Origin of the sequence: Bradyrhizobium sp. CCGB12 (assembly GCF_024199845.1) — a bacterium.
Classification (GTDB): Bacteria; Pseudomonadota; Alphaproteobacteria; order Rhizobiales; family Xanthobacteraceae; genus Bradyrhizobium.
The window spans coordinates 1,545,286-1,563,605 of the sequence record NZ_JANADO010000001.1 but is presented as its reverse complement, the minus strand read 5'-3'; the positions used below and the strand labels follow the sequence as shown (position 1 = coordinate 1,563,605).

Annotated in this window: 18 protein-coding genes and 1 pseudogene; 8 read left to right on the top strand and 11 right to left on the bottom strand. The window is 64.1% G+C overall.

The window, feature by feature from the left end; translation table 11 throughout:
* The first annotated feature begins 25 nt into the window (after window positions 1–25).
* Window positions 26–985, top strand: coding sequence for a DMT family transporter (locus NLM27_RS07260; RefSeq protein WP_254142701.1), 960 nt, complete (start codon window positions 26–28; stop codon window positions 983–985).
* A 61-nt stretch (window positions 986–1,046) separates the two neighbouring features.
* Here NLM27_RS07260 and NLM27_RS07255 read toward each other — a convergent pair whose 3' ends face one another.
* Together NLM27_RS07255 and NLM27_RS07250 are read right to left on the bottom strand one after the other, a co-directional pair.
* Entirely contained in the window at window positions 1,047–2,402 is a 1,356-nt protein-coding gene (locus NLM27_RS07255) for an NAD(P)H-dependent oxidoreductase (protein WP_254142700.1), read from the bottom strand.
* Window positions 2,403–2,540: 138 nt separating this feature from the next.
* Complete coding sequence (locus tag NLM27_RS07250; RefSeq protein WP_254142699.1) at window positions 2,541–3,446, bottom strand: LysR substrate-binding domain-containing protein; 906 nt, start codon at window positions 3,444–3,446, stop codon at window positions 2,541–2,543.
* Between the two features lie 288 nt (window positions 3,447–3,734).
* On the opposite strand from NLM27_RS07250, the gene NLM27_RS07245 reads away from it, so the two are divergent.
* Together NLM27_RS07245 and NLM27_RS07240 are read left to right on the top strand one after the other, a co-directional pair.
* Window positions 3,735–4,757 carry a TRAP transporter substrate-binding protein gene (locus NLM27_RS07245; RefSeq protein ID WP_254142698.1) on the top strand — a complete coding sequence of 341 codons (1,023 nt, stop codon included), beginning with the start codon at window positions 3,735–3,737 and terminating at the stop codon, window positions 4,755–4,757.
* Entirely contained in the window at window positions 4,754–6,634 is a 1,881-nt protein-coding gene (locus NLM27_RS07240; RefSeq protein WP_254142697.1) for a TRAP transporter large permease subunit, read from the top strand. Before NLM27_RS07245 ends, NLM27_RS07240 begins: the two co-directional genes overlap by 4 nt.
* 27 nt (window positions 6,635–6,661) lie before the next feature.
* On the opposite strand, the gene NLM27_RS07235 is transcribed toward NLM27_RS07240, so the two are convergent.
* From NLM27_RS07235 to purQ, 3 genes are all read right to left on the bottom strand, one after another.
* Window positions 6,662–7,399 (bottom strand): tetratricopeptide repeat protein, encoded by a 738-nt coding sequence (locus tag NLM27_RS07235; protein WP_254142696.1) that lies wholly within the window; start codon window positions 7,397–7,399, stop codon window positions 6,662–6,664.
* 180 nt (window positions 7,400–7,579) lie between these two features.
* Complete coding sequence (locus NLM27_RS07230) at window positions 7,580–8,554, bottom strand: tripartite tricarboxylate transporter substrate binding protein BugD (RefSeq protein ID WP_254142695.1); 975 nt, start codon at window positions 8,552–8,554, stop codon at window positions 7,580–7,582.
* The gene (gene purQ / locus NLM27_RS07225) at window positions 8,551–9,252 is read right to left on the bottom strand and encodes a phosphoribosylformylglycinamidine synthase subunit PurQ (protein WP_254142694.1); all 702 of its coding nucleotides are present in this window, start codon (window positions 9,250–9,252) and stop codon (window positions 8,551–8,553) included. The genes NLM27_RS07230 and purQ overlap by 4 nt, the downstream gene beginning before the upstream one ends.
* A 168-nt stretch (window positions 9,253–9,420) precedes the next feature.
* Between purQ and NLM27_RS07220 the strand changes: the two genes are divergently transcribed.
* The gene (locus NLM27_RS07220) at window positions 9,421–10,437 is read left to right on the top strand and encodes a magnesium and cobalt transport protein CorA (RefSeq protein ID WP_254142693.1); all 1,017 of its coding nucleotides are present in this window, start codon (window positions 9,421–9,423) and stop codon (window positions 10,435–10,437) included.
* An 8-nt stretch (window positions 10,438–10,445) separates the two neighbouring features.
* Here the strand turns inward: NLM27_RS07220 and NLM27_RS07215 are convergent, their stop codons facing one another.
* The 3 genes from NLM27_RS07215 to purC are packed head-to-tail and all read right to left on the bottom strand — an operon-like array spanning window position 10,446 to window position 11,737.
* Window positions 10,446–10,700 carry a hypothetical protein gene (locus NLM27_RS07215; protein WP_254142692.1) on the bottom strand — a complete coding sequence of 85 codons (255 nt, stop codon included), beginning with the start codon at window positions 10,698–10,700 and terminating at the stop codon, window positions 10,446–10,448.
* Between the two features lie 11 nt (window positions 10,701–10,711).
* Entirely contained in the window at window positions 10,712–10,954 is a 243-nt protein-coding gene (gene purS / locus NLM27_RS07210) for a phosphoribosylformylglycinamidine synthase subunit PurS (RefSeq protein ID WP_091965499.1), read from the bottom strand.
* Between the two features lie 15 nt (window positions 10,955–10,969).
* Window positions 10,970–11,737, bottom strand: coding sequence for a phosphoribosylaminoimidazolesuccinocarboxamide synthase (gene purC / locus NLM27_RS07205; protein ID WP_172782948.1), 768 nt, complete (start codon window positions 11,735–11,737; stop codon window positions 10,970–10,972).
* Window positions 11,738–12,044: 307 nt separating this feature from the next.
* On the opposite strand from purC, the gene NLM27_RS07200 reads away from it, so the two are divergent.
* Window positions 12,045–12,368: a DUF1476 domain-containing protein gene (locus tag NLM27_RS07200; RefSeq protein ID WP_254142691.1), complete on the top strand. Its 324-nt coding sequence runs from the start codon at window positions 12,045–12,047 to the stop codon at window positions 12,366–12,368.
* A gap of 5 nt (window positions 12,369–12,373) precedes the next feature.
* Here NLM27_RS07200 and NLM27_RS07195 read toward each other — a convergent pair whose 3' ends face one another.
* Window positions 12,374–13,345, bottom strand: coding sequence for a LysR family transcriptional regulator (locus NLM27_RS07195; protein ID WP_254142690.1), 972 nt, complete (start codon window positions 13,343–13,345; stop codon window positions 12,374–12,376).
* Between the two features lie 105 nt (window positions 13,346–13,450).
* Here NLM27_RS07195 and NLM27_RS07190 point away from each other — a divergent pair, with 105 nt between their 5' ends.
* Window positions 13,451–14,278, top strand: coding sequence for an oxaloacetate decarboxylase (locus NLM27_RS07190; RefSeq protein ID WP_254142689.1), 828 nt, complete (start codon window positions 13,451–13,453; stop codon window positions 14,276–14,278).
* On the opposite strand, the gene cynS is transcribed toward NLM27_RS07190, so the two are convergent.
* Complete coding sequence (cynS, locus tag NLM27_RS07185; protein WP_254142688.1) at window positions 14,265–14,753, bottom strand: cyanase; 489 nt, start codon at window positions 14,751–14,753, stop codon at window positions 14,265–14,267. The genes NLM27_RS07190 and cynS overlap by 14 nt on opposite strands.
* 73 nt (window positions 14,754–14,826) lie before the next feature.
* Window positions 14,827–16,387 (bottom strand): annotated as a pseudogene (locus NLM27_RS07180) (alpha/beta fold hydrolase).
* 148 nt (window positions 16,388–16,535) lie between these two features.
* Between NLM27_RS07180 and mddA the strand changes: the two are divergent.
* A complete protein-coding gene (mddA, locus tag NLM27_RS07175; protein WP_254142687.1) occupies window positions 16,536–17,327 on the top strand; it encodes a methanethiol S-methyltransferase in 792 nt (263 codons plus the stop codon).
* Window positions 17,324–18,301 carry an NADPH:quinone oxidoreductase family protein gene (locus NLM27_RS07170; protein WP_254142686.1) on the top strand — a complete coding sequence of 326 codons (978 nt, stop codon included), beginning with the start codon at window positions 17,324–17,326 and terminating at the stop codon, window positions 18,299–18,301. Before mddA ends, NLM27_RS07170 begins: the two co-directional genes overlap by 4 nt.
* Window positions 18,302–18,320 lie beyond the last annotated feature (19 nt).

The following is an 18,320-nucleotide window of genomic DNA, read 5'->3' as shown; positions in this document are numbered from 1 at the left end:
TGTTGCGCGGGGGAGCAAGAACAAGGTGCCGCAGAGCACATCGGGCCGCACAGTGGCGGTCGCATCGTCCTCACCAGGATCCATCACCGCCACCGGCGCGCGCAACTGGCGCGACTATGCGCTGCTGTTCGCGCTCGCCTGCTGCTGGAGCTCGACCTATCCGCTGGCCAAGCTCGCGCTGGATACCATCCCACCCATCACCTTCATCTCGGCGCGCTCGCTAATCGCGGCCGCGTTTCTGTTCGCGATCCTGTGGATGCGCGGCATCAAGGTCCCGACCGATGCAAAGGCCTGGAAGCTGTTCGCCACCCAGCAATTGATCAACTCGACCTTCCCGTTCCTGATCATCACCTGGGCGCAGCAATATGTGCCGGCGTCGAACACGGTGGTGCTGGCCTCGACGACGCCGATCTTCGCCTTCCTGATCACCTCGCTGATCACGCGGCACGAGCCGGCGACGCTACTCAAGCTCAGCGGCGCGATCCTGGGCCTTGCCGGCACGATTCTCATCGTCGGCCTCGATGCGCTGCGTGGCTTCGGGAGCGAGATCGTGGCCGAGATCGCGATCCTCTTCGCCACCATCTCCTTTGCCTGCGCAACGATCTTCGGCTTGCGGCTATCCGATTACGATCCGATGGTGGTGGCGGCCGGCTCGCTGCTGTTCGGCGGCATCATCCTGCTGCCGCCCTCGCTCCTGATCGACCAGCCCTGGACGCTGCAGCCGACGCCGACCGCGATCGTCGCCACCATCGTCATGGGCATCGTCTCCAGCGCGCTGGGCCTGATGCTGTTCTACGTCTGCCTCGGCCGGCTAGGCACCCTGACGACGAACGCACAAGGCTATTTGCGCATCCCGATCGGCGTCGGTCTGTCCGTGCTGCTGCTCGGCGAGAGCGTGCCGTCGAACCTCGCACTCGGCCTACTGCTGGTCATGGCCGGCGTCGCCGCGATGACGATACCGGCCGAACGGCTGAAGCTGCGCTAGCGGACACTATCGCTTGAGGCGTCCGCCAGCGGTCCCGGTGGCCTCCGCTTCATTGCACCAATCAGGCAACCATGTTGGGCTGCCGGAAGGCCGCTTCCATCTCGCGGCGCACCCGCACGGCGAGACTGTCAGGATCGTATTCGACGTCCTCCCATCTCAGGCGCTGACCTTGCGCGATATCGGTCTTGAGCTTGACATGGTGGGCGAGACCAAGCGGCAGGTAGCCCTGCTTCAGTGAAGCGTCGGCAGGGGTCTGCTTGCCCCAGACGCAGAAGCCGCCCTCGCCGTCGAGCATCTCGCCGGCCTTGAGCTGGCGCTTGGCGGTCGCGATGACGTCCGAATTGAACACGATCGGCGCACCGGTCGGCTCCTTGCGCAGCGCCGCGGAGGCGACGGAGATCCCGAGCTCGAGCCCGATCATATGGATCGGCCGGTACAGCGAGGCATATTTGCCGGTCTTGTCCGGCAGCATGCTGTATTCGCGGAAGCACTCCTCGGAATAGGCGCTGTCGGTCTCGAACACCACATAGGTCCCCATCACGAGGCTCTGCGGCACGTCGCTGCCGTCACGGTAGACCGAGGACGTGACCTCGGTGACGCCTGACTTCTCCAGCATGCCGCCGTCGGATTTCGGCTTGCAGATTTCGGCGTGCTCGAACCGCGTCGCCGGCGGGAACGACAGGCCTTCGCTCTGCGCATGCAGCCCGGTGGCATTACACACCGCCGTCATCTCGATGCCCGACTTGGTACCGTCGACGAAGGAGTTGAACATCTTCGGATTGATCGAGTTGCGATCCCTGATCTTCATGTATTTGTCGAGGATGTCCCAGACCGTGTCCGGCGTCGACTGGTGGTAGGTCGGGTGGTAGCGCGTGCCCTTGCCGGCGGCGACGACCTTGAAGCCGGCTGCGCGCGCCCAGTCCACGTGATCGGCGATCAGCGCCGGCTGGTCGCCCCAGGCAAGTGAATAGACGACGCCGGCCTGCTTCGCCTTGCGCGCCAGGATCGGGCCGGCGACCGCGTCCGCCTCGACATTGACCATCACGATGTGCTTGCCGTTCTCGATCGCCTTCATCGCGAAGCGGATGCCGGCGCCGGGATCGCCGGTCGCCTCGATGATGACCTCGATGGCGGGATGCGTGATCAGCGCATCGGCATTGTCGGTGACGACGGTACCGCCGTGCTTGAGCGCGTCGTCGATGGAGGTTGCCGCATATTGCTCTTCCGGCCAGCAACCGAGCTTGAGCTGCGCCCGGGCGCGCGCGGTGTTCAGGTCGGCCACGCCGACGAGATGCATGCCGTCGGTCTGGCGTACCTGCGACAGGAACATCAGGCCGAATTTTCCGGCTCCGATCAGGCCAATGGTGACAGGCCTGCCGGCCGCCTTGCGCTCCAGCAGCATGCGATGGAGATTCATCTGGATTTCCTTAAGCGTTCCTCGGGTGACGGCGTTGTTGCAGCCGCAAGATCCGGCCGCGCTCGCCTTGTACGGAAACGTTAGGCAGCGGCGAATCCGAGGGCAATTCAGATTATCTGCCGCGACGATGTAGGCGCGCTAAACAATCCGCGCCGCTTGCCGTTCGCTCCAGGCGTCGCGTTCCCCGCGCAACCAGTCGAGGAAGGTGCGGGTCTTGCGATGGCGCAGATGGCCGTGCGGGCAGACGATCCACTGCGTGGTCAGCGCGACCTCCGGCGGGCTCTTCACGGGGCAAACCAGGCGGCCGTCGCGTAATTCGCGCCAGGCCAACAACTCGCTTTCCAGCCCGATGCCGAGGCCGTCGACGGCAGCGTCGATCGCCATGTGGCTGCGGTCGAACAGCACGCGCTTCCAGCGTTCCGCAGGCTCGATGCCGGCCTCCGTGAACCAACGCGGCCATTGCATCTGCGATTTCACCGAATGGATCAGCCGGTGCTCGAGCAGGTCCTGGGCTTTGAGGCTGCCCGCCGCAAAGGACGAGGGCGCACACAGCGGGAAAAATCGCTCCTTGCCGAGGCTTTCCACAAACAGGCCGGGCCAGCCGCCTTCGCCATGGCGGATCTCCAGGTCGACATTCTCCTTGCGGAAATCGGTCGGTTCATTGGTGCCGTCGAGCCGCAATTCGATGTCCGGATTGGCGTCGACGAAGCTTGCAAGCCGCGGCAGCAGCCATTTGCTCGATACGCTCGGTGCAGCGCGCACCGTCAACGTGGTGGCGGAGCGGATGCCGCGGACATGCTGCGTCACATCGGTGACGTGCTCGATCTCGCGGCTGATCATCTCGAAATAGCGCTCGCCCGCCTCGGTCAGCGTGATGTTGCGCCCGACCCGCGAGGTCAGCGCCGTGCCGAGATGCAGCTCCAGCGCCTGGATCTGCTGGCTGACGGCGGACGGCGTCACCCGCAATTCATCCGCCGCACGGGAAATGCTGCCCGCGCGCGCCACCGCGTGGAAGACGATGATGGCGCGGAACGGTATCTGCATCAGGGAAACCTTTTAGGCCAGCTAAAGTGACGACGAATATAATTCAATTGTCGTGCATGACCAGCGATCTAGGCTTCGGGCTCAAGGCAACCCGCAACAGACGGGTGCCGACGAGGAAACAGAACGGCGCGCAGAGCGCCGGTTCGCCGGGGGGGGAAGGAACGCAAGGCCAGCCCTTTCACCAGCTACGACGATTTTGACGACACCGGCGCAGCGATGCCTGCGCGCGGCAACGAGCACGTGCGCCGAAAAAGGCGCCAGAACGAGATCATCAGGGGAGGACGAGCGATGTCGGGCAAGAGCCACAGGATTTCACGCCGCAACTTCATGGTGGCGGCTGCGGCCGTTCCACTGGTCGCGATTCGCACCCGGCCGGCGCAGGCCGCGGAGTTCGAATACAAGCTCGCCACGGGCCAGTCGCTGACGCAGCCGATCAATACCCGCCTCGATCAGGCCGCAAAGCGGATCAGGGAAGCAAGCGGCGGCCGGCTGGAAATCAAGTTCTTTCCGGCCTCGCAGCTCGGCTCGGACACTGATCTTTTGACCCAGATCCGCAGCGGCGGCGTGGATTTCCTCAACATCGCGGGCTCCGTGCTGTCGACGGTGGCGCCGATCGCCGGCATCGCCAATGTCGGCTTCGCGTTCTCGGACTATGGCCAGGTCTGGAATGCAATGGACGGCGACCTCGGCAAGCTGATCGCCAGCCAGATCGAGAAGACCGGTGCGCTGGTGATGGCCAAGCCGGCCGACAATACGTTCCGACAAATTTCGTCGTTCACCAAGCCGATCAAGACGCCGGCCGATCTCGCCGGCTACCGCATCCGCGTGCCGGTGTCGCCGATCTTCACCTCGCTGTTCAAGTCGCTCGGCGCCAATCCGACCTCGATCAACTTCAACGAATTGTACACGGCACTCCAGACCCATCTCGTCGACGGCCAGGAGAACGGCCTTGTCACCATCGAGGCCGGCAAGATCTACGAGGTGCAGAAATACATCTCCGAGACCAACCACATCTGGGATCCGTTCTTCATCCTCGGCAACCGCCGCTCGGTGAAGGCGCTGCCCGACGAGTTGCAGGCGATCGTACGGCGGGAATTCGACCAGGCCGCGATGGAGCAGCGCGCGGACACTGCAAAGCTCAATCTGACGCTGAAGGACCAGCTGACGGCCAAGGGAATCACCTTCGAGGTCTCCGACAAGGAGGCGTTCCGAAAGGGGCTGTCGGCCGCCGGCTTCTACAAGGAATGGCGCGGCAAGTTCGGCGAGGACAATTGGAAGATTCTGGAGGCCGCCGCCGGAGCATTGGCATGAGCGCCGTGGTCGGCACGCCTGATACGGTGACGCTCGGCGAGGCGCGGCCGTTGCGCGGACGCTGGCTGGAGCAGTCGCTGCGCTGGCTGGTGGAGATCCCGGCCGCGATCGCCGTGATCGCCGAGGTCATCATCCTGTTCGCCGGCATCGTCGCGCGCGGGATCTTCCACCGGCCGATCATCTGGTCGGACGAGCTCGCCTCCATCCTGTTCCTGTGGCTGGCGATGCTCGGCAGCGCCATCGCCGTGCAGCGCTCGGCGCATATGCGCCTGACCTTCTTCACCTCGTATTTGTCGCCGCGCGCGGAGGCCTGGGCCTCGACGCTCGCGGCCGGCGGGGTTGCGCTGTTCCTCGCGATCATCCTGCATCCCGCGCTGGATTATGTGGAGGACCAGGCCTTCGTGGAGACGCCGGCGCTCGGCTGGTCCGGCATGGTTCGCGCCGCCGCCATACCGGTCGGCTGCATCATCGCCCTCGCCAGCATCTGCCTCACGCTCGTCAAGCGGTCGGCGAAGGACCTGCTCGGCGTCGCCGTCCTGTTTGCGGCGATGGCCGGCGTGCTCTATCTCGCAGGTCCCTCGCTGAAATCCCTTGGCAACTGGAATCTGCTGATCTTCTTCGTCGGTCTGCTCGGCTGCGCCGTGATGGCGGGCGTGCCGATCGCGTTTTCCTTTTGTCTTGCGACGGTCGCCTTCCTGCTGACCACGACACGGACGCCGCTGCTGGTCGTGGTCGGGCGGATCGACGAGGGCATGAGCTCGCTGATCCTGCTCGCGGTGCCGCTGTTCGTGCTGCTGGGACAACTGGTCGAGCAGACCGGCATGGCGCGCGTCATGGTCGCGTTCCTCGCCTCTGTGCTCGGCCATGTCCGGGGCGGGCTGTCCTATGTGATGCTCGGCGCCATGCTGCTGGTCTCGGGCATCTCCGGCTCCAAGACCGCCGACATGGCGGCGATCGCCCCGGTGCTGTTTCCCGAGATGCGCAAGCGCGGAATGAAGGATGGAGAGCTGGTCTCGCTGCTCGCGGCGTCAGGCGCGATGAGCGAGACCATTCCGCCCTCGATCGTTCTGATCGCGATCGCCTCCGTCACCGGCGTGTCGATCGCCGCACTGTTCACCGCCGGCATCCTCCCGGGGATCGTGCTGGCGATCGTGCTTGCCTTCGTCGCGCGCTATCGCGCGGGCGCGGAGGAGAATGCTGCGATCAGGGTCGCGCGCGCGCCCATGTCGGTGGTGGCAAGGACGTTCTGGGCCGCGCTCCCGGCCCTGGCCCTGCCGTTCCTGATCCGCAGCGCGGTGGTCGAGGGCTTTGCGACCGCCACCGAAGTCTCGACCATCGGCATCGCCTATTGCCTCGTGCTCGGCCTCATCATCTATCGCGGCAGCCTGACCTGGAAGAATGTGCTGCCGATGCTGGTGCAGACCGCCTCACTGTCCGGCTCGATCCTGTTCATCGTGGGTGCCGCGAGCGCGATGGCCTGGGCACTGGCGCAATCCGGCTTCTCGCACGATCTGGCGGCTCGCATGGCCGGCGTGCCCGGCGGAGCGTGGGGCTTCCTGCTGATCTCCGTGGTCGCCTTCATCGTGCTCGGCAGCGTGCTGGAGGGCATCCCGGCCATCGTGCTGTTCGGCCCGCTGCTGTTTCCGGTGGCGACGCAGTTCGGCATCCACGAGGTGCACTATGCGATGGTGGTGATCCTCGCGATGGGCCTCGGCCTGTTCGCGCCGCCGTTCGGCCTCTGCTACTATGCCGCCTGCATCATCGGCAACGTTCCGCCGGATGCCGGCATGCGCCGGATCTGGATCTATCTCGCCTGGCTGTTCCTGGGCCTGCTGCTGATCACCTTCGTACCCTGGATATCGCTGGCATTTCTATGAGATAGCCGTTCTACCTGGCACGCCACTTCAGGCCGACAGCTGCTTCTCGGCGATCGACAGCCACTCGGCCTGCGCCTTGCGCAGATATTTTGGCGCGCGGCGCATCTGGATCAGGAGCTCGTTGAAGACCATGCGCGCTTCGGCGGTGCGGCCGACCATTTGCAACAGCATGCCGTAGCGCACCCGCGCTTCGGCGCCGGGGAAGTAGCCGGCAAGCGCATGATATTCCTCGAGCGCTTCGTCGAGCCGTCCGACCTCCGCCAGCGCGCGGGCATATAAGAGATGCGCGTCGGCGGAATCGAAGTCCGGCCATTGCTTCTGGAGATCGTCCAGCGTCGCGAGCGCGTCGGCGGGGCGCTTGGCGGAAAACTCGACCTGCGCCTTGCGGAGCGCATAGGCGGGATCGTGGCCCATGGGCAGCTTCAGGATGTGGTCATAGTGCGCTTCCGCTTCGCTGAACCGGCCGATATTTGCACACTCTTCCGCCAGCGCCGCGCGATTGGCGATGGTGTCGGTGCCGGCCAATTGGTCGGATAGCTCGCGATAGCGCTTTTCCGGATCGAGCCGGTTGGCGACACGCTGGCGCGCCTGACGCGCGCCGGGGCTGGAAAACCATTCGGGAATGAGCTCGACCGCGATATAGGCGAGCGCGCCCATCAGCGGCACCATCAGGATGATGAAGGCCCAGGGCCGCAACCGGCCGGTTCGCGAGGCGTGATAGATCAGCGTGATATCGAGCAGCAGAACGACCAAAGCGACGGGCATGTGACATCCAGGAGCACAACGACAGCGCGGGCATCCTGATATCGCAACTGGCGCAATGAAACAACTTTGAGTTGCTTCTTCCTGCGGAAATCGGCGATCTCGGACGCGCACGCCTTGATGGCGACGAGGAGTCAGTCATCGCAAACGCGATGCAGGTTCATGAGATCGCAGCCAAGGCCGCTATTGCTTGGCGTCGTCCGCCAGCATTTTCCGATATTTCTCAACGTCACGCGTCACGAGCTTTTGCAGCACCTCGGGTGTGTGCTCATCGGGATCAGGCGCAACGGTCGAAAGGTCGGCAAAGCGCTTCTTCACCGCATCGGTTTCCACAGCCGTACGCGCCGCCGCATTCAGCTTGGCGATGACGGCCGGCGGCGTGCCCTTGGGTGCGAACAGCCCGTTCCAGCCCTGCGCCTCGAATTCGGGCAGGCCCGCTTCGGCCGATGTCGGCAGATCGGGCAGCGTGGCGAGGCGCACGGTTGAGCCGACCACCAGCCCCTTCACCAGCTTTTCGTTGATCGATTGCGAGACGGAGGCGGCCGCATCGCAGACGCCGTCGATCTGGCTGCCGACCGCATCGGTCAGCGCGGGCGCAGCGCCGCGATAGCCGACCAGCGTCGCGTCGATCCCGGCGGCCGTAACGAAACTCTTGCAGATCAAGTAGTTCGACGAGCCGACGCCGGCATGGCCGAGATTGATCTTGCCCGGGTTCGCCTTGGCGTAGGCGATGAACTCCTTCAGGTCCTTTGCCGGAAAATCCTTGCGCAGCGCGATGATCCCGAACGTCTTTGCCACCATGGCGATCGGAACAAAGGACTCCGGCGTGAACGGCAGCTTTGGATAGATCGTGTAGGTCGCGGCATTGGTGCCGGCATTACCGATCGCGAGCGTATAGCCGTCGGGCTCGGCGCGGGAGGCGCGCGCCAGCGCGGTCGATCCTCCGGCACCGGCGACGTTCTCGATCACGATGGTCTGGCCGAGCGCGATACCCATCTGCTCGGCGACCGTGCGCGCGATCACGTCCGAGGTGCCGCCGGCCGCAAACGGCACGATCATGGTGATCGGACGTTTTGGATATTCCTGTGCGAACGCAGCAGTTGCAAGCGACACCGCCGCGAGCGCGGCGAGCGATCGCTTCAGCACGAACGAGATCACGCGGCTTTTTCCAGATGCTGGACGAGGCCGGCGAACAGGCCGCGGCCGTCGGTACAGCCCATGATGTCTTCGACGTGGTTTTCGGGATGCGGCATCATGCCGAGCACGTTGCCCTTGTCGTTGACGATGCCGGCGATGGAATGCGCCGCGCCGTTGATGTTGTGCGCCTCGTCGACGACGCCGTCGGCGGAGCAGTAGCGATAGAGCACCCGCCCCTCACCTTCGAGCCGCTTGATCGTCTCCTCGTCCGCCTCGTAATTGCCCTCGCCATGGGCGACGGGCACGCGGATCACCTGGCCCGCATTGTAGCCGCGGGTGAACGGCGTGTCGGAACGCTCGACGCGCAGATGCACGTCGTGGCAGATGAATTTCAGTCGCGCGTTGCGCATCAGGACGCCCGGCAACAGGCCGGACTCGCAGAGGATCTGAAAGCCGTTGCAGACGCCGAGCACGAGGCCGCCTTTGGCCGCATAGTCGCGCACCGCATCCATCACCGGGGCTCGCGCCGCGATCGCGCCGCAGCGCAGGTAATCGCCGTAGGAGAAACCGCCGGGCACCACCACGAGATCCGTGCCCGCCGGCAGCGAGGTCTCGGCATGCCAGACCATCGCGGGCTCGCTGCCGGAGATCAGTCTTAGGGCACGCGCCATGTCGCGCTCGCGGTTGATTCCGGGAAAGACGAGGATGGCGGCTTTCATGGCTTAAGGTTCCGACGGGGCTGGGAATCGGGTTGGCCGACGGGCCAATTCGTGAAGAGACATAACCATTTGACGGGGATTTTACCAGTGCTAGCCTCGGCAGAGACCCTTGTACACAGGCGAGAGTCGCGCGCAGTCTGACCGCTCGATTTGCCCGGGATTGAAGCCATGAACGTCCCGTCGCTGCCCACCTCCCCCTCCGAACCGGTGTCCGCCGAGGGCGTCGTCGCTGCCGGCGCTTATGTCGACGGCCGGCGCATTGCCAATATCGCGATCAGCGAGGCCTCGAGCTGGCGGGCCAAGCCCGGCCACGTGGTCTGGATCGGCCTGCACGAGCCCGACATGGCGCTGCTCGGCGCGGTGCAGAAGCAGTTCGACCTGCACGAACTCGCGATCGAGGACGCCAACCACGCCCATCAGCGGCCCAAGATCGAGCAATATGGCGAGGCCCTGTTCATCGTCGCGCGCACCGCGCAATTGATCGAGGGCCGGATCGCCTTCGGCGAAACGCACATTTTCGTCGGCGACGGCTATCTGGTCTCGGTGCGTCACGGCGCCTCGACGTCCTACACACCGGTGCGCGAACGCTGCGAAAGCTGCCCGCGGGCGCTCGCGCGCGGTGAGGACTACATCCTCTACGCCATTCTCGATTTCATCGTCGACAATTACTCGCCGGTGCTGGAGAGCATTCACGAAGAGATCGAGGAGATCGAGGACGACGTGCTCGCGCACGCGATCAGCAAGGCGCAGATCGAGCGGCTCTACATGCTGCGCCGTGACCTGTTAAAGCTTCGCAACGCGATCGGGCCGCTGGTGGAGGTCTGCCGCCGTCTCGAGCACGATGAGCTGTCGATGGTGCGCGCGACGATGCAGCCCCTCTTCCGCGACGTCACCGACCATGTCCGCAACATCCAGGAGCGCATCGATTCCATGCGCGAGGTGCTGGCCTTCGCCTTCGAGGCGAGCCTTTTGGTCGGCCAGGCCCAGGAGACGGCGGTGTCCAAGAAGCTCGCCTCCTGGCTCGCGATCATCGCCATCCCGACCGCGCTCGCCGGCATCTACGGCATGAACTTCAAGCACATGCCGGAGCTGGAATGGGAGTACGGCTATTACATGCTGCTCGGCGTGATGCTGACCGCATGCGGCGCGCTGTATTGGCGTTTTCGCCGCGCCGGGTGGCTGTGAGCAAGATCTCAGCGGACCGTTGCCTCGCTGAGTTCAAGCCGCTGCTCGATACGATCGAGCCGCCCTTCATGCCTCACCAGCGTGGCGTGAATTCCGGAAATCTCCTGAAAGACGCTGGTGATCTCCTGACGGGCCGCGTTCTGGGAAATGCGCAACGCCGACATTTCCTGCTTCATTTCATCGATCTTGCCATCGACCTGCGCCAGCCGCGCCTGGATCGATTTTAACACCTCGAACATGAGCTCTGCCGTCACGTCGGGCATTTGCGCACCTGTTATGCCTTCATCTCGATCGCATAATTCTCGATCACGGTGTTCGCCAGCAGCTTGTCGGCGGCTTCCTTCAGCGCGGCTTCGGCCTTGGTCTTGTCGGCGCCGGCGAGCTCGATGTCGAACACCTTGCCCTGGCGCACGCTGGCGACGCCATCGACGCCGAGCGACTTCAGCGCGCCTTCGATGGCCTTGCCTTGGGGATCGAGGATGCCCGTCTTCAGGGTAACGGTGACACGTGCCTTCACGTCGGTAGTTCCCTCTTAGCTCTTCACCAGCACCGGGCCCGTGCCCTGCGGACGCTCGTTCTCCATGAGGATGCCGAGGCGCTTTGCGACTTCCGTGTAGGCCTCGAGCAGGCCACCGAGGTCGCGGCGGAAACGATCCTTGTCGAGCTTCTCGTTCGACTTGATGTCCCACAGGCGGCAGCTATCCGGCGAGATCTCGTCGGCGACGATGATCCGCATCATCTCGTTCTCGAACAGGCGCCCGCACTCCATCTTGAAGTCGACGAGGCGGATGCCGATGCCGAGGAAGAGGCCGGTGAGGAAGTCGTTGACGCGGATGGCGAGCGCCATGATGTCGTCGATCTCCTGCGGCGTCGCCCAGCCGAAGGCGGTGATGTGCTCTTCCGACACCATGGGGTCGTTGAGCTGGTCGTTCTTGTAGTAGAATTCGATGATCGAACGGGGCAGCTGCGTGCCCTCCTCGATGCCGAGGCGCTGCGACAGCGAGCCGGCGGCAACGTTCCGCACCACCACTTCCAGCGGCACGATCTCGACCTCGCGAATCAACTGTTCGCGCATGTTGAGGCGGCGGATGAAATGGGTCGGCACCCCGATGTCGTTGAGGTGCTGAAACAGGTACTCCGAGATCCGGTTGTTGAGGACACCCTTGCCCTCGATCACCTGATGCTTTTTCGCGTTGAACGCGGTGGCGTCGTCCTTGAAGTGCTGGATCAGAGTGCCGGGTTCCGGGCCTTCATAGAGAACCTTTGCCTTGCCTTCATAAATGCGACGCCGACGGCTCATGGGGATGTACCGTGTTTTGTTGAAATCCATGAAATTGGTGTGCTCCGGTTGACTAGGATTACGAACCCACAGCGGAGCTGCCGTGAACGGCTGGGAACCCGCGGAAACAGAACGGGAACCAAGCCTCCAGGCAACCTATCCGATTGGCCGTCCAAGCACAATCGATCCGGCCGTCCGGCGCCAACTTATACCGTCTTGCCTGCGGCTTAACGGCCCGTTGTTTTGCCCTTTCCTGCTATCTATGTAGGCACGAGCCCGGGACGCCGCAACGTAAGGTGCCCGCATCAAAAGGGATTTGGAACACGGCATGAGCGAGTTCGACAAGCGCCAGGAAGGTTTCGAGAAGAAGTTCGCCCTCGACGAGGAGCAGAAATTCAAGGCAGAAGCCCGTCGCAACCGGCTACTCGGCCTGTGGGCGGCGGAGAAGCTCGGAATCACGGGCGAGGCCGCCATGGCCTATGCCAAGGAGGTGGTCGCGGCCGATTTTGAGGAAGCCGGCGATGCCGACGTCCTGCGCAAGCTGACGGCCGATTTCGCCGCCAAGAACGTCGCCATCACCGAACAGGCGATTCGCGCCAAGATGAGCGAGCTCATCGCCGTGGCCGCCGCCGAGGTGAAGGCCGGGAAATAATTGATTCAACCAAGGCGCCGGCGCGCAATACCCTTGCGCGCCGGCGCTCTCTTTCTGGCCCGCTTGGCCGAGACGTCCAGTCCGGCATAGTTGCGGCGGATGGTCTCGAGCAGGCGCTCGGCGGCAGCGCTGAGAAAGCCGCCGCGACGCGTGACGAGGACGGTGTCCTGGTCCGCGGCAAGATCGCCCACGGTGATCGTCATGATCGAGGCCGCACGCAGCTCCTCGGCCACGTGGCTTCGCGCCAGGAGTGCAAGGCCAAAGCCCGATTCCACGAGCCGCTTCTGCGCGGTGAGGCTGTCCACGGCCGTCCACTCCACTTCGCCGAGACCCTGCGTGAGAAACAGCGCGAACACATGAGCCGCGGCGATCTCGCGACGCCCGCGCGTCTCCGGGAATGCGATCCAGCGTTCGCCGCGAAGCTCTGCGAGACGCTTCACGCGCTTTCCGGCCAGAGGATGGTCCGGCGCACAAACGACCTGCAACGCCTCGCTCAGCACCAGCTCGCAAGCGAGATCGCCGGCGCGATCGGTGTTGTAGCGCAGGCCGATCGTGGCCTCGCCGCGCCGGATGAGATCGCTGACCTCCGCGCTGGTCGCCGTCCGCAACGCCAGCGTGACGGCGGGATTTTCCCTGCCAAACCGCTTCATGATGCTCGACAGGCGACCATCGGCAAGCGTGCCGGTCACGGCCAGCGAGACCGGCCCCGAATTCTGCTTGGTCAACGCGCGTATCGCCTGTTCGGCGTCCTGCGCCGCGGCAACCGCGCGCTCGGCATAGGGGATCAGCACGCGTCCGGCATCGCTGAGCCGGGTGCGGCCGGCCACGCGCTCGAACAAGGGCACGCCGAGCTCCTGCTCCAGCAGGGCGATCCGGCGCGAAATCGCCGGCTGCGAACGGTGCAGGAATTTCGCGGCATTCGAGATCCCGCCCCTGCGATGAATGGTCAGAAAGGTGTTGAGGGCGTCGCTGTCCATCTCGACCTCATGCAAAAAACTGATGTTCTTTCAAAGAATAACAAATTTGGCGGATGACGAAAATGGTCCTAAAGCCTGCCAGAACGAACAACACGGAGACGAGCCATGACGAGCCAATTGGACAAGGCGACGGCATTTCGCGCGCTGCACGAGCGGCCCGGAGCCTTCATCATTCCCAATCCATGGGATGCCGGTACGGCGAAGCTGCTCGCGGCGATGGGCTTCGAGGCCCTGGCGACCACGAGCCTCGGGGTGGCCAACATGCTCGGCAGCGGCGGCGTCAGTCTCGATGTCATCCTCGCCAACGCGCGCGCGATCGTCGAAGCCACCGACCTGCCTGTTAGCATCGACCTCGAGAATTGCGGCGCCGACGAACCGAAGCGTGCCGCCCAGGCAATTCGGCGTGCCGCCGAGGCCGGCGCCGTCGGGGGCTCGATTGAGGATTTCAGCGGCGACCGCGATCGCCCGATCTACGACTTTTCCCATGCCGTCGAGCGGGTCCAGGCCGCCGTCGAAACGGCGCGCGCGCTGCCCATTCCGTTCACGCTCACCGCGCGAGCCGAGAACTTCCTGCACGGCCGCCAGGACATCGACGACACGATTCGCCGCTTGCAGGCGTTCGAGGCCGCGGGCGCCGATGTGCTGTATGCGCCCGGCCTGTACGATCTCGCCACGATCCGGACCGTCGTCGCCTCGCTCGGCAAGCCGTTCAATCACGTGATGGGCTTTGCCGACCCGACGCTGACGGTCGGGCAATTGTCCGCCGCCGGCGTCAAGCGCATCAGCGTCGGCGGGGCCATGTCGCGCTACGCGCTCGCCGCGTTCCTGAACTGCGCGCGCGAGATGAAGGACCTGGGATCCTTCACCTATGTTCGGGACATGGCTCCGGTCGCTGAGTTGCGCGCCGCCTTCGCCGCGATCACTCCTCCCTGAAGCCGTACTCCGGCACGTTGCCGCTGGCGCCGTAATATTTGTACGGCAAGAACTTGCCGCTCATGGTGATCTTAACGCGATCGCCCTTCGGATTGGCGACGCGGTCGATACCCATGTCGAAGTCGATCGCCGACATGATGCCGTCGCCGAACTCCTCTTCGATCAGCGCCTTCCAGGCCGGGCCGTTCACCATCACCATCTCGTAGAAGCGGTAGATCAAGGGATCGGTCGGCGGCATCGGTGTGCCCGTGCCGCGCATCGGTACTTCGTTGAGCATCGCAACTTCCGCCTTCGACAGGCCGAACAGCTCGCCGGCATTGGCAGCCTGCGGCTTCGTCAGCTTCATCTGGCCGAGGATCGCGCCAACGATCAGCACCTCGGAATAGCCGCCGATCGTCTCGCAGATATGTTTCCAGCTCCAGCCCTTCTCGCGCTTGATGTCGAGCAGCTTTTCGGTGAGGTCTTCGCGTTTCATGTCAGGTCTCCCTTGGTGAGGCACGTGTCGGGCCTGCCGCTTTGGGAGGCACGAAACGTGCCAATGAATGAGGCTAGCGCTTCATATCGGCCCCCTCGCCCCGTGACGGCAAAGTCTCCATGAATCGCCTGATCGCCTCGATCACGGGCTGCTGATCGCCTGCAAAGAACCAATGATCATGGCCGTCGAGTTCGACGAATTGCGCGCCAGTGATCCGGCTCGCGATATCGCGGCCGGCCGCGATACGCACGGCCTTGTCGTCACGACGGTGCAGCACCAGCGTCGGTACTGCAATCTGAGGCAGAAGATGCCGCACGTCGGCGTCGCGAAACGCCTCTAACACGGCCGAGATGCCGCCGGGACTGGACGCCGCGCGCAACAGCCCGGCCCACCATGCGCGGGCCTGGGGATCATCCGCAAGGCTCGGCCCGAAGACTTCGATCCCGACAGGACCGCCCCATTGCGCGATGAGATGCTTGCTCCAGGCGTCATACTGGCTAGTGCGGATAGTCCTGTGACCAGCAGCCCTTGGCCAATGCGCCGAACAGGATGAGGCCAGCCACGCGGCTGCTATCATCGACCGCAAATTTGACGCAGGCCGGCCCGCATTCGGACGCGCCAAACAGCACGACGCGACGTGAGTTCGTCGCCCGCAGCACGGTGCCGATATCCTCCGCGGTGACATCGATGCCGGGCGCCGATCCGACCCGGTCGGACAGCCCGATGCCGCGACGATCGAAAACGATCAGGCGCCCAAGCTGCATCAATGACGCCAGAAACGCGCGGCTCGCGGGATGCTCCCAGGCGCGCTCCACATGCGACACGAAGCCAGGCATGACCAGGATATCGAGTGGCCCGTGCCCGTAGGTCTGATACGCCAGGTGCACGCCGGCGCCCTTCACGTAGCGTGTCATCGGGACGGCGCCCGGCGTTGCAGCCGGACTCATCAGCGCCTCGGTCTCGGCTTCCGGCGTGACGCCAAGCTCGTCCCGCAGCCGCTGCGTCAGCGCCGCATGGTGCCGTTCTGCCGCGCTTCGATCGCCTGATAGCAGCAGGCTGCGGATCAGATGCCGGCCGTAGACTTCGCTGAGCGGATCGAGCTCGACCAGACGTCCTGCAAACGCAGTCGCCGCAAAATGGTCGCCGTCGGCATTCTTGTCCTGCACGAGACGCTCCAGCGCGTGCATCAGCCGTCCTCGCAGCGCCTCGCGGCGAAAGAAAACCCAATCTTCGAATTCCGGACAATCGTCCAGAGCGAAGCCCGCCAGGAAGTCGGCCCGATAGATCTGACAGGCTTCGACGAACGCGCCGCGATCGCAGGCACTCTCGAACAGATGGGTATCGATCCTCAGCCCGACAGTCGGAGACCATCGCACGCTGGCACGGTCGGTCTCGAAAACCTCCTGGCCAAGCGCAAGCTCGATGCGATGAAGCAGGCGCCGCAATCGCGCCCGGGCCGTTTCGGAAGACGTCTCGGGCCACAGCAGGGTGGCAATCACGTCCCGCGCAACGGCGCTCCTGGCTTCCGCGAGATAGGTCAGCAGCGCAAGCCCCTTGCGTAAGGCCAGCTTGATCGGGCGGTCGTCAGCATGGACCTCGGGGAACCCGAACGTCCCCAGCGAGAAAGCCGTCATGGAAACCCTCTTTCCCCGGCCGGCGTCCCCGGGGGACGCGCAGGGGACGGTCCAGCGGTAACGGTCGGGCCAGATCGAGCCCACCCGCCAGCGAGCGGCTCAGACTCCTGCATGCGGCACCGTTGCATCAAGCACAACAGGAAAAACCATGATCGCGCGCCTCGCAATCCTGCTCTACGCCCTCGTGAGCTATGCCATATTCACCGTGTCATTCCTCTACGCGCTCGGTTTCGTCGGCAATTATGTCGTGCCCAAATCGATCGACAAGTCGATCGACGTCGGCAGCTCCTCGAATTTCGGCGAGGCCATCGTCGTCAACCTGCTGCTGCTCGGCCTGTTCGCCATCCAGCACAGCGTCATGGCGCGGCCATCCTTCAAACGGTGGTGGACAAAACTGCTTCCCGCGGCCTGCCAGCGCAGCACCTATGTGCTGCTCTCCAGCCTGATCCTGCTGCTGCTGTTCTGGCAGTGGCGTCCGATCCCGACACCGATCTGGCAGGCCAGCGGAATTACAGCCTGGTTGCTGACCGGCATCCATTGCCTCGGCTGGGTGATCGCGTTTGCCTCGACCTGCATGATCGACCATTTCGACCTGTTCGGTCTGCGCCAGGCTTTTGTCGCGCTGCGCGGCGTCGAAATGCCTGGTCAATCCTTCAGGACGCCGCTGCTCTACAAGATCGTGCGGCATCCGCTCATGCTGGGATTTCTGCTGGCCTTCTGGGCGACGCCCGAGATGACTGCAGGTCATCTGCTGTTCGCGATCGCCAACACGGTCTACATCCTGATCGCATTGCAGTTCGAGGAGCGCGACCTGATCGCCGAATTCGGGGCGACCTATCAGGAGTATCGCCAGCGCGTTCCCATGCTGGTGCCGCGCATTTTCGGTCGCCGCCGAGCGGACGATCGTCAGTCGCCGGGTATTGTTGGAGAGTCACGATGAAAGCAGTTCTATGCAGTTCATTCACCGGGCCGGGTGATCTCCGCGTCGGCGAGATCGATGAGCCGAGGCCAGCCGCCGACGAGATTCTCATCGACGTCCACGCAGCGTCCGTGAGCTTCATGGACCAACTGCTGGTCTCGGGGCTCTACCAGATGCGGCCACCGACGCCCTTCGTGCCCGGCACAGAAGCGGCCGGAATCGTCGTCGCAGTTGGCGACAAAGTCACGACATTCCGGCCGGGCGATCGCGCGGCGTGCAACGCCTGGACGGGCGGCTACGCCGAACAGATGATCGCCAAGGAATCGAAGAGCGTACGGGTGCCGGACGGCATCGCGTTCGAAACAGCCGCGACGGTCCTGCACAATTATGGCACGGCCTGGTACGCGCTGGTCGAGAGGGCACGGGCACAACGGGGCGAAACCGTGCTTGTCACGGGCGCCGCCGGCGGAGTCGGACTTGCCGCTGTCGATCTCGGCCGCCATCTGGGTCTTCGCGTCGTCGCCGGCATCGGCTCTGATGACAAGGCCATCCTGGTGCGCGATTACGGGGCCAGCGATGTCATCAATTATCGCAGCGATGATCTGCGCATACAGATCAAATCGATCACCTGCGGAGACGGCATCGATGTCGGCTTCGACAATGTCGGCGGACCGATTTTCGAGCAGATGGCCCGGGTGATGAAGTGGGGCGGACGCTTGATGCCGATCGGCTTCACAAGCGGCGAGATTCCATCGCTCCCGATGAATCTACCGCTGTTGAAGAACTATTCCATCATCGGCGTCTTTTCCGGCGCCTGGGCAGAGAAATTCCCCATCGAAGCCGCGTGCATGAATGATATGCTGATGCAACTGCTGGCCGCAGGAAGCATCCGCCCGCACATCGATCGCGTCCTACCCATGGAGGAGGTCACCATAGCCATGCGCGCCGTGGCCAACCGGACGGTTCAGGGCAGAATTGTCCTCAAGATCACGTAAGGTGCAGCAACGACGAAGA

What these genes read in the sequence shown, in the direction of transcription:
- NLM27_RS07255 (WP_254142700.1), bottom strand. Translation starts at nt 2,402, where the DNA reads ATGAATCTCCATCGCATGCTGCTGGAGCGCAAGGCGGCCGGCAGGCCT.
- NLM27_RS07250 (WP_254142699.1), bottom strand. Translation starts at nt 3,446, where the DNA reads ATGCAGATACCGTTCCGCGCCATCATCGTCTTCCACGCGGTGGCGCGC.
- NLM27_RS07245 (WP_254142698.1), top strand. Translation starts at nt 3,735, where the DNA reads ATGTCGGGCAAGAGCCACAGGATTTCACGCCGCAACTTCATGGTGGCG.
- NLM27_RS07240 (WP_254142697.1), top strand. Translation starts at nt 4,754, where the DNA reads ATGAGCGCCGTGGTCGGCACGCCTGATACGGTGACGCTCGGCGAGGCG.
- NLM27_RS07235 (WP_254142696.1), bottom strand. Translation starts at nt 7,399, where the DNA reads ATGCCCGTCGCTTTGGTCGTTCTGCTGCTCGATATCACGCTGATCTAT.
- purQ (WP_254142694.1), bottom strand. Translation starts at nt 9,252, where the DNA reads ATGAAAGCCGCCATCCTCGTCTTTCCCGGAATCAACCGCGAGCGCGAC.
- NLM27_RS07220 (WP_254142693.1), top strand. Translation starts at nt 9,421, where the DNA reads ATGAACGTCCCGTCGCTGCCCACCTCCCCCTCCGAACCGGTGTCCGCC.
- NLM27_RS07215 (WP_254142692.1), bottom strand. Translation starts at nt 10,700, where the DNA reads ATGCCCGACGTGACGGCAGAGCTCATGTTCGAGGTGTTAAAATCGATC.
- purC (WP_172782948.1), bottom strand. Translation starts at nt 11,737, where the DNA reads ATGAGCCGTCGGCGTCGCATTTATGAAGGCAAGGCAAAGGTTCTCTAT.
- NLM27_RS07200 (WP_254142691.1), top strand. Translation starts at nt 12,045, where the DNA reads ATGAGCGAGTTCGACAAGCGCCAGGAAGGTTTCGAGAAGAAGTTCGCC.
- NLM27_RS07195 (WP_254142690.1), bottom strand. Translation starts at nt 13,345, where the DNA reads ATGGACAGCGACGCCCTCAACACCTTTCTGACCATTCATCGCAGGGGC.
- NLM27_RS07190 (WP_254142689.1), top strand. Translation starts at nt 13,451, where the DNA reads ATGACGAGCCAATTGGACAAGGCGACGGCATTTCGCGCGCTGCACGAG.
- cynS (WP_254142688.1), bottom strand. Translation starts at nt 14,753, where the DNA reads ATGAAACGCGAAGACCTCACCGAAAAGCTGCTCGACATCAAGCGCGAG.
- mddA (WP_254142687.1), top strand. Translation starts at nt 16,536, where the DNA reads ATGATCGCGCGCCTCGCAATCCTGCTCTACGCCCTCGTGAGCTATGCC.
- NLM27_RS07170 (WP_254142686.1), top strand. Translation starts at nt 17,324, where the DNA reads ATGAAAGCAGTTCTATGCAGTTCATTCACCGGGCCGGGTGATCTCCGC.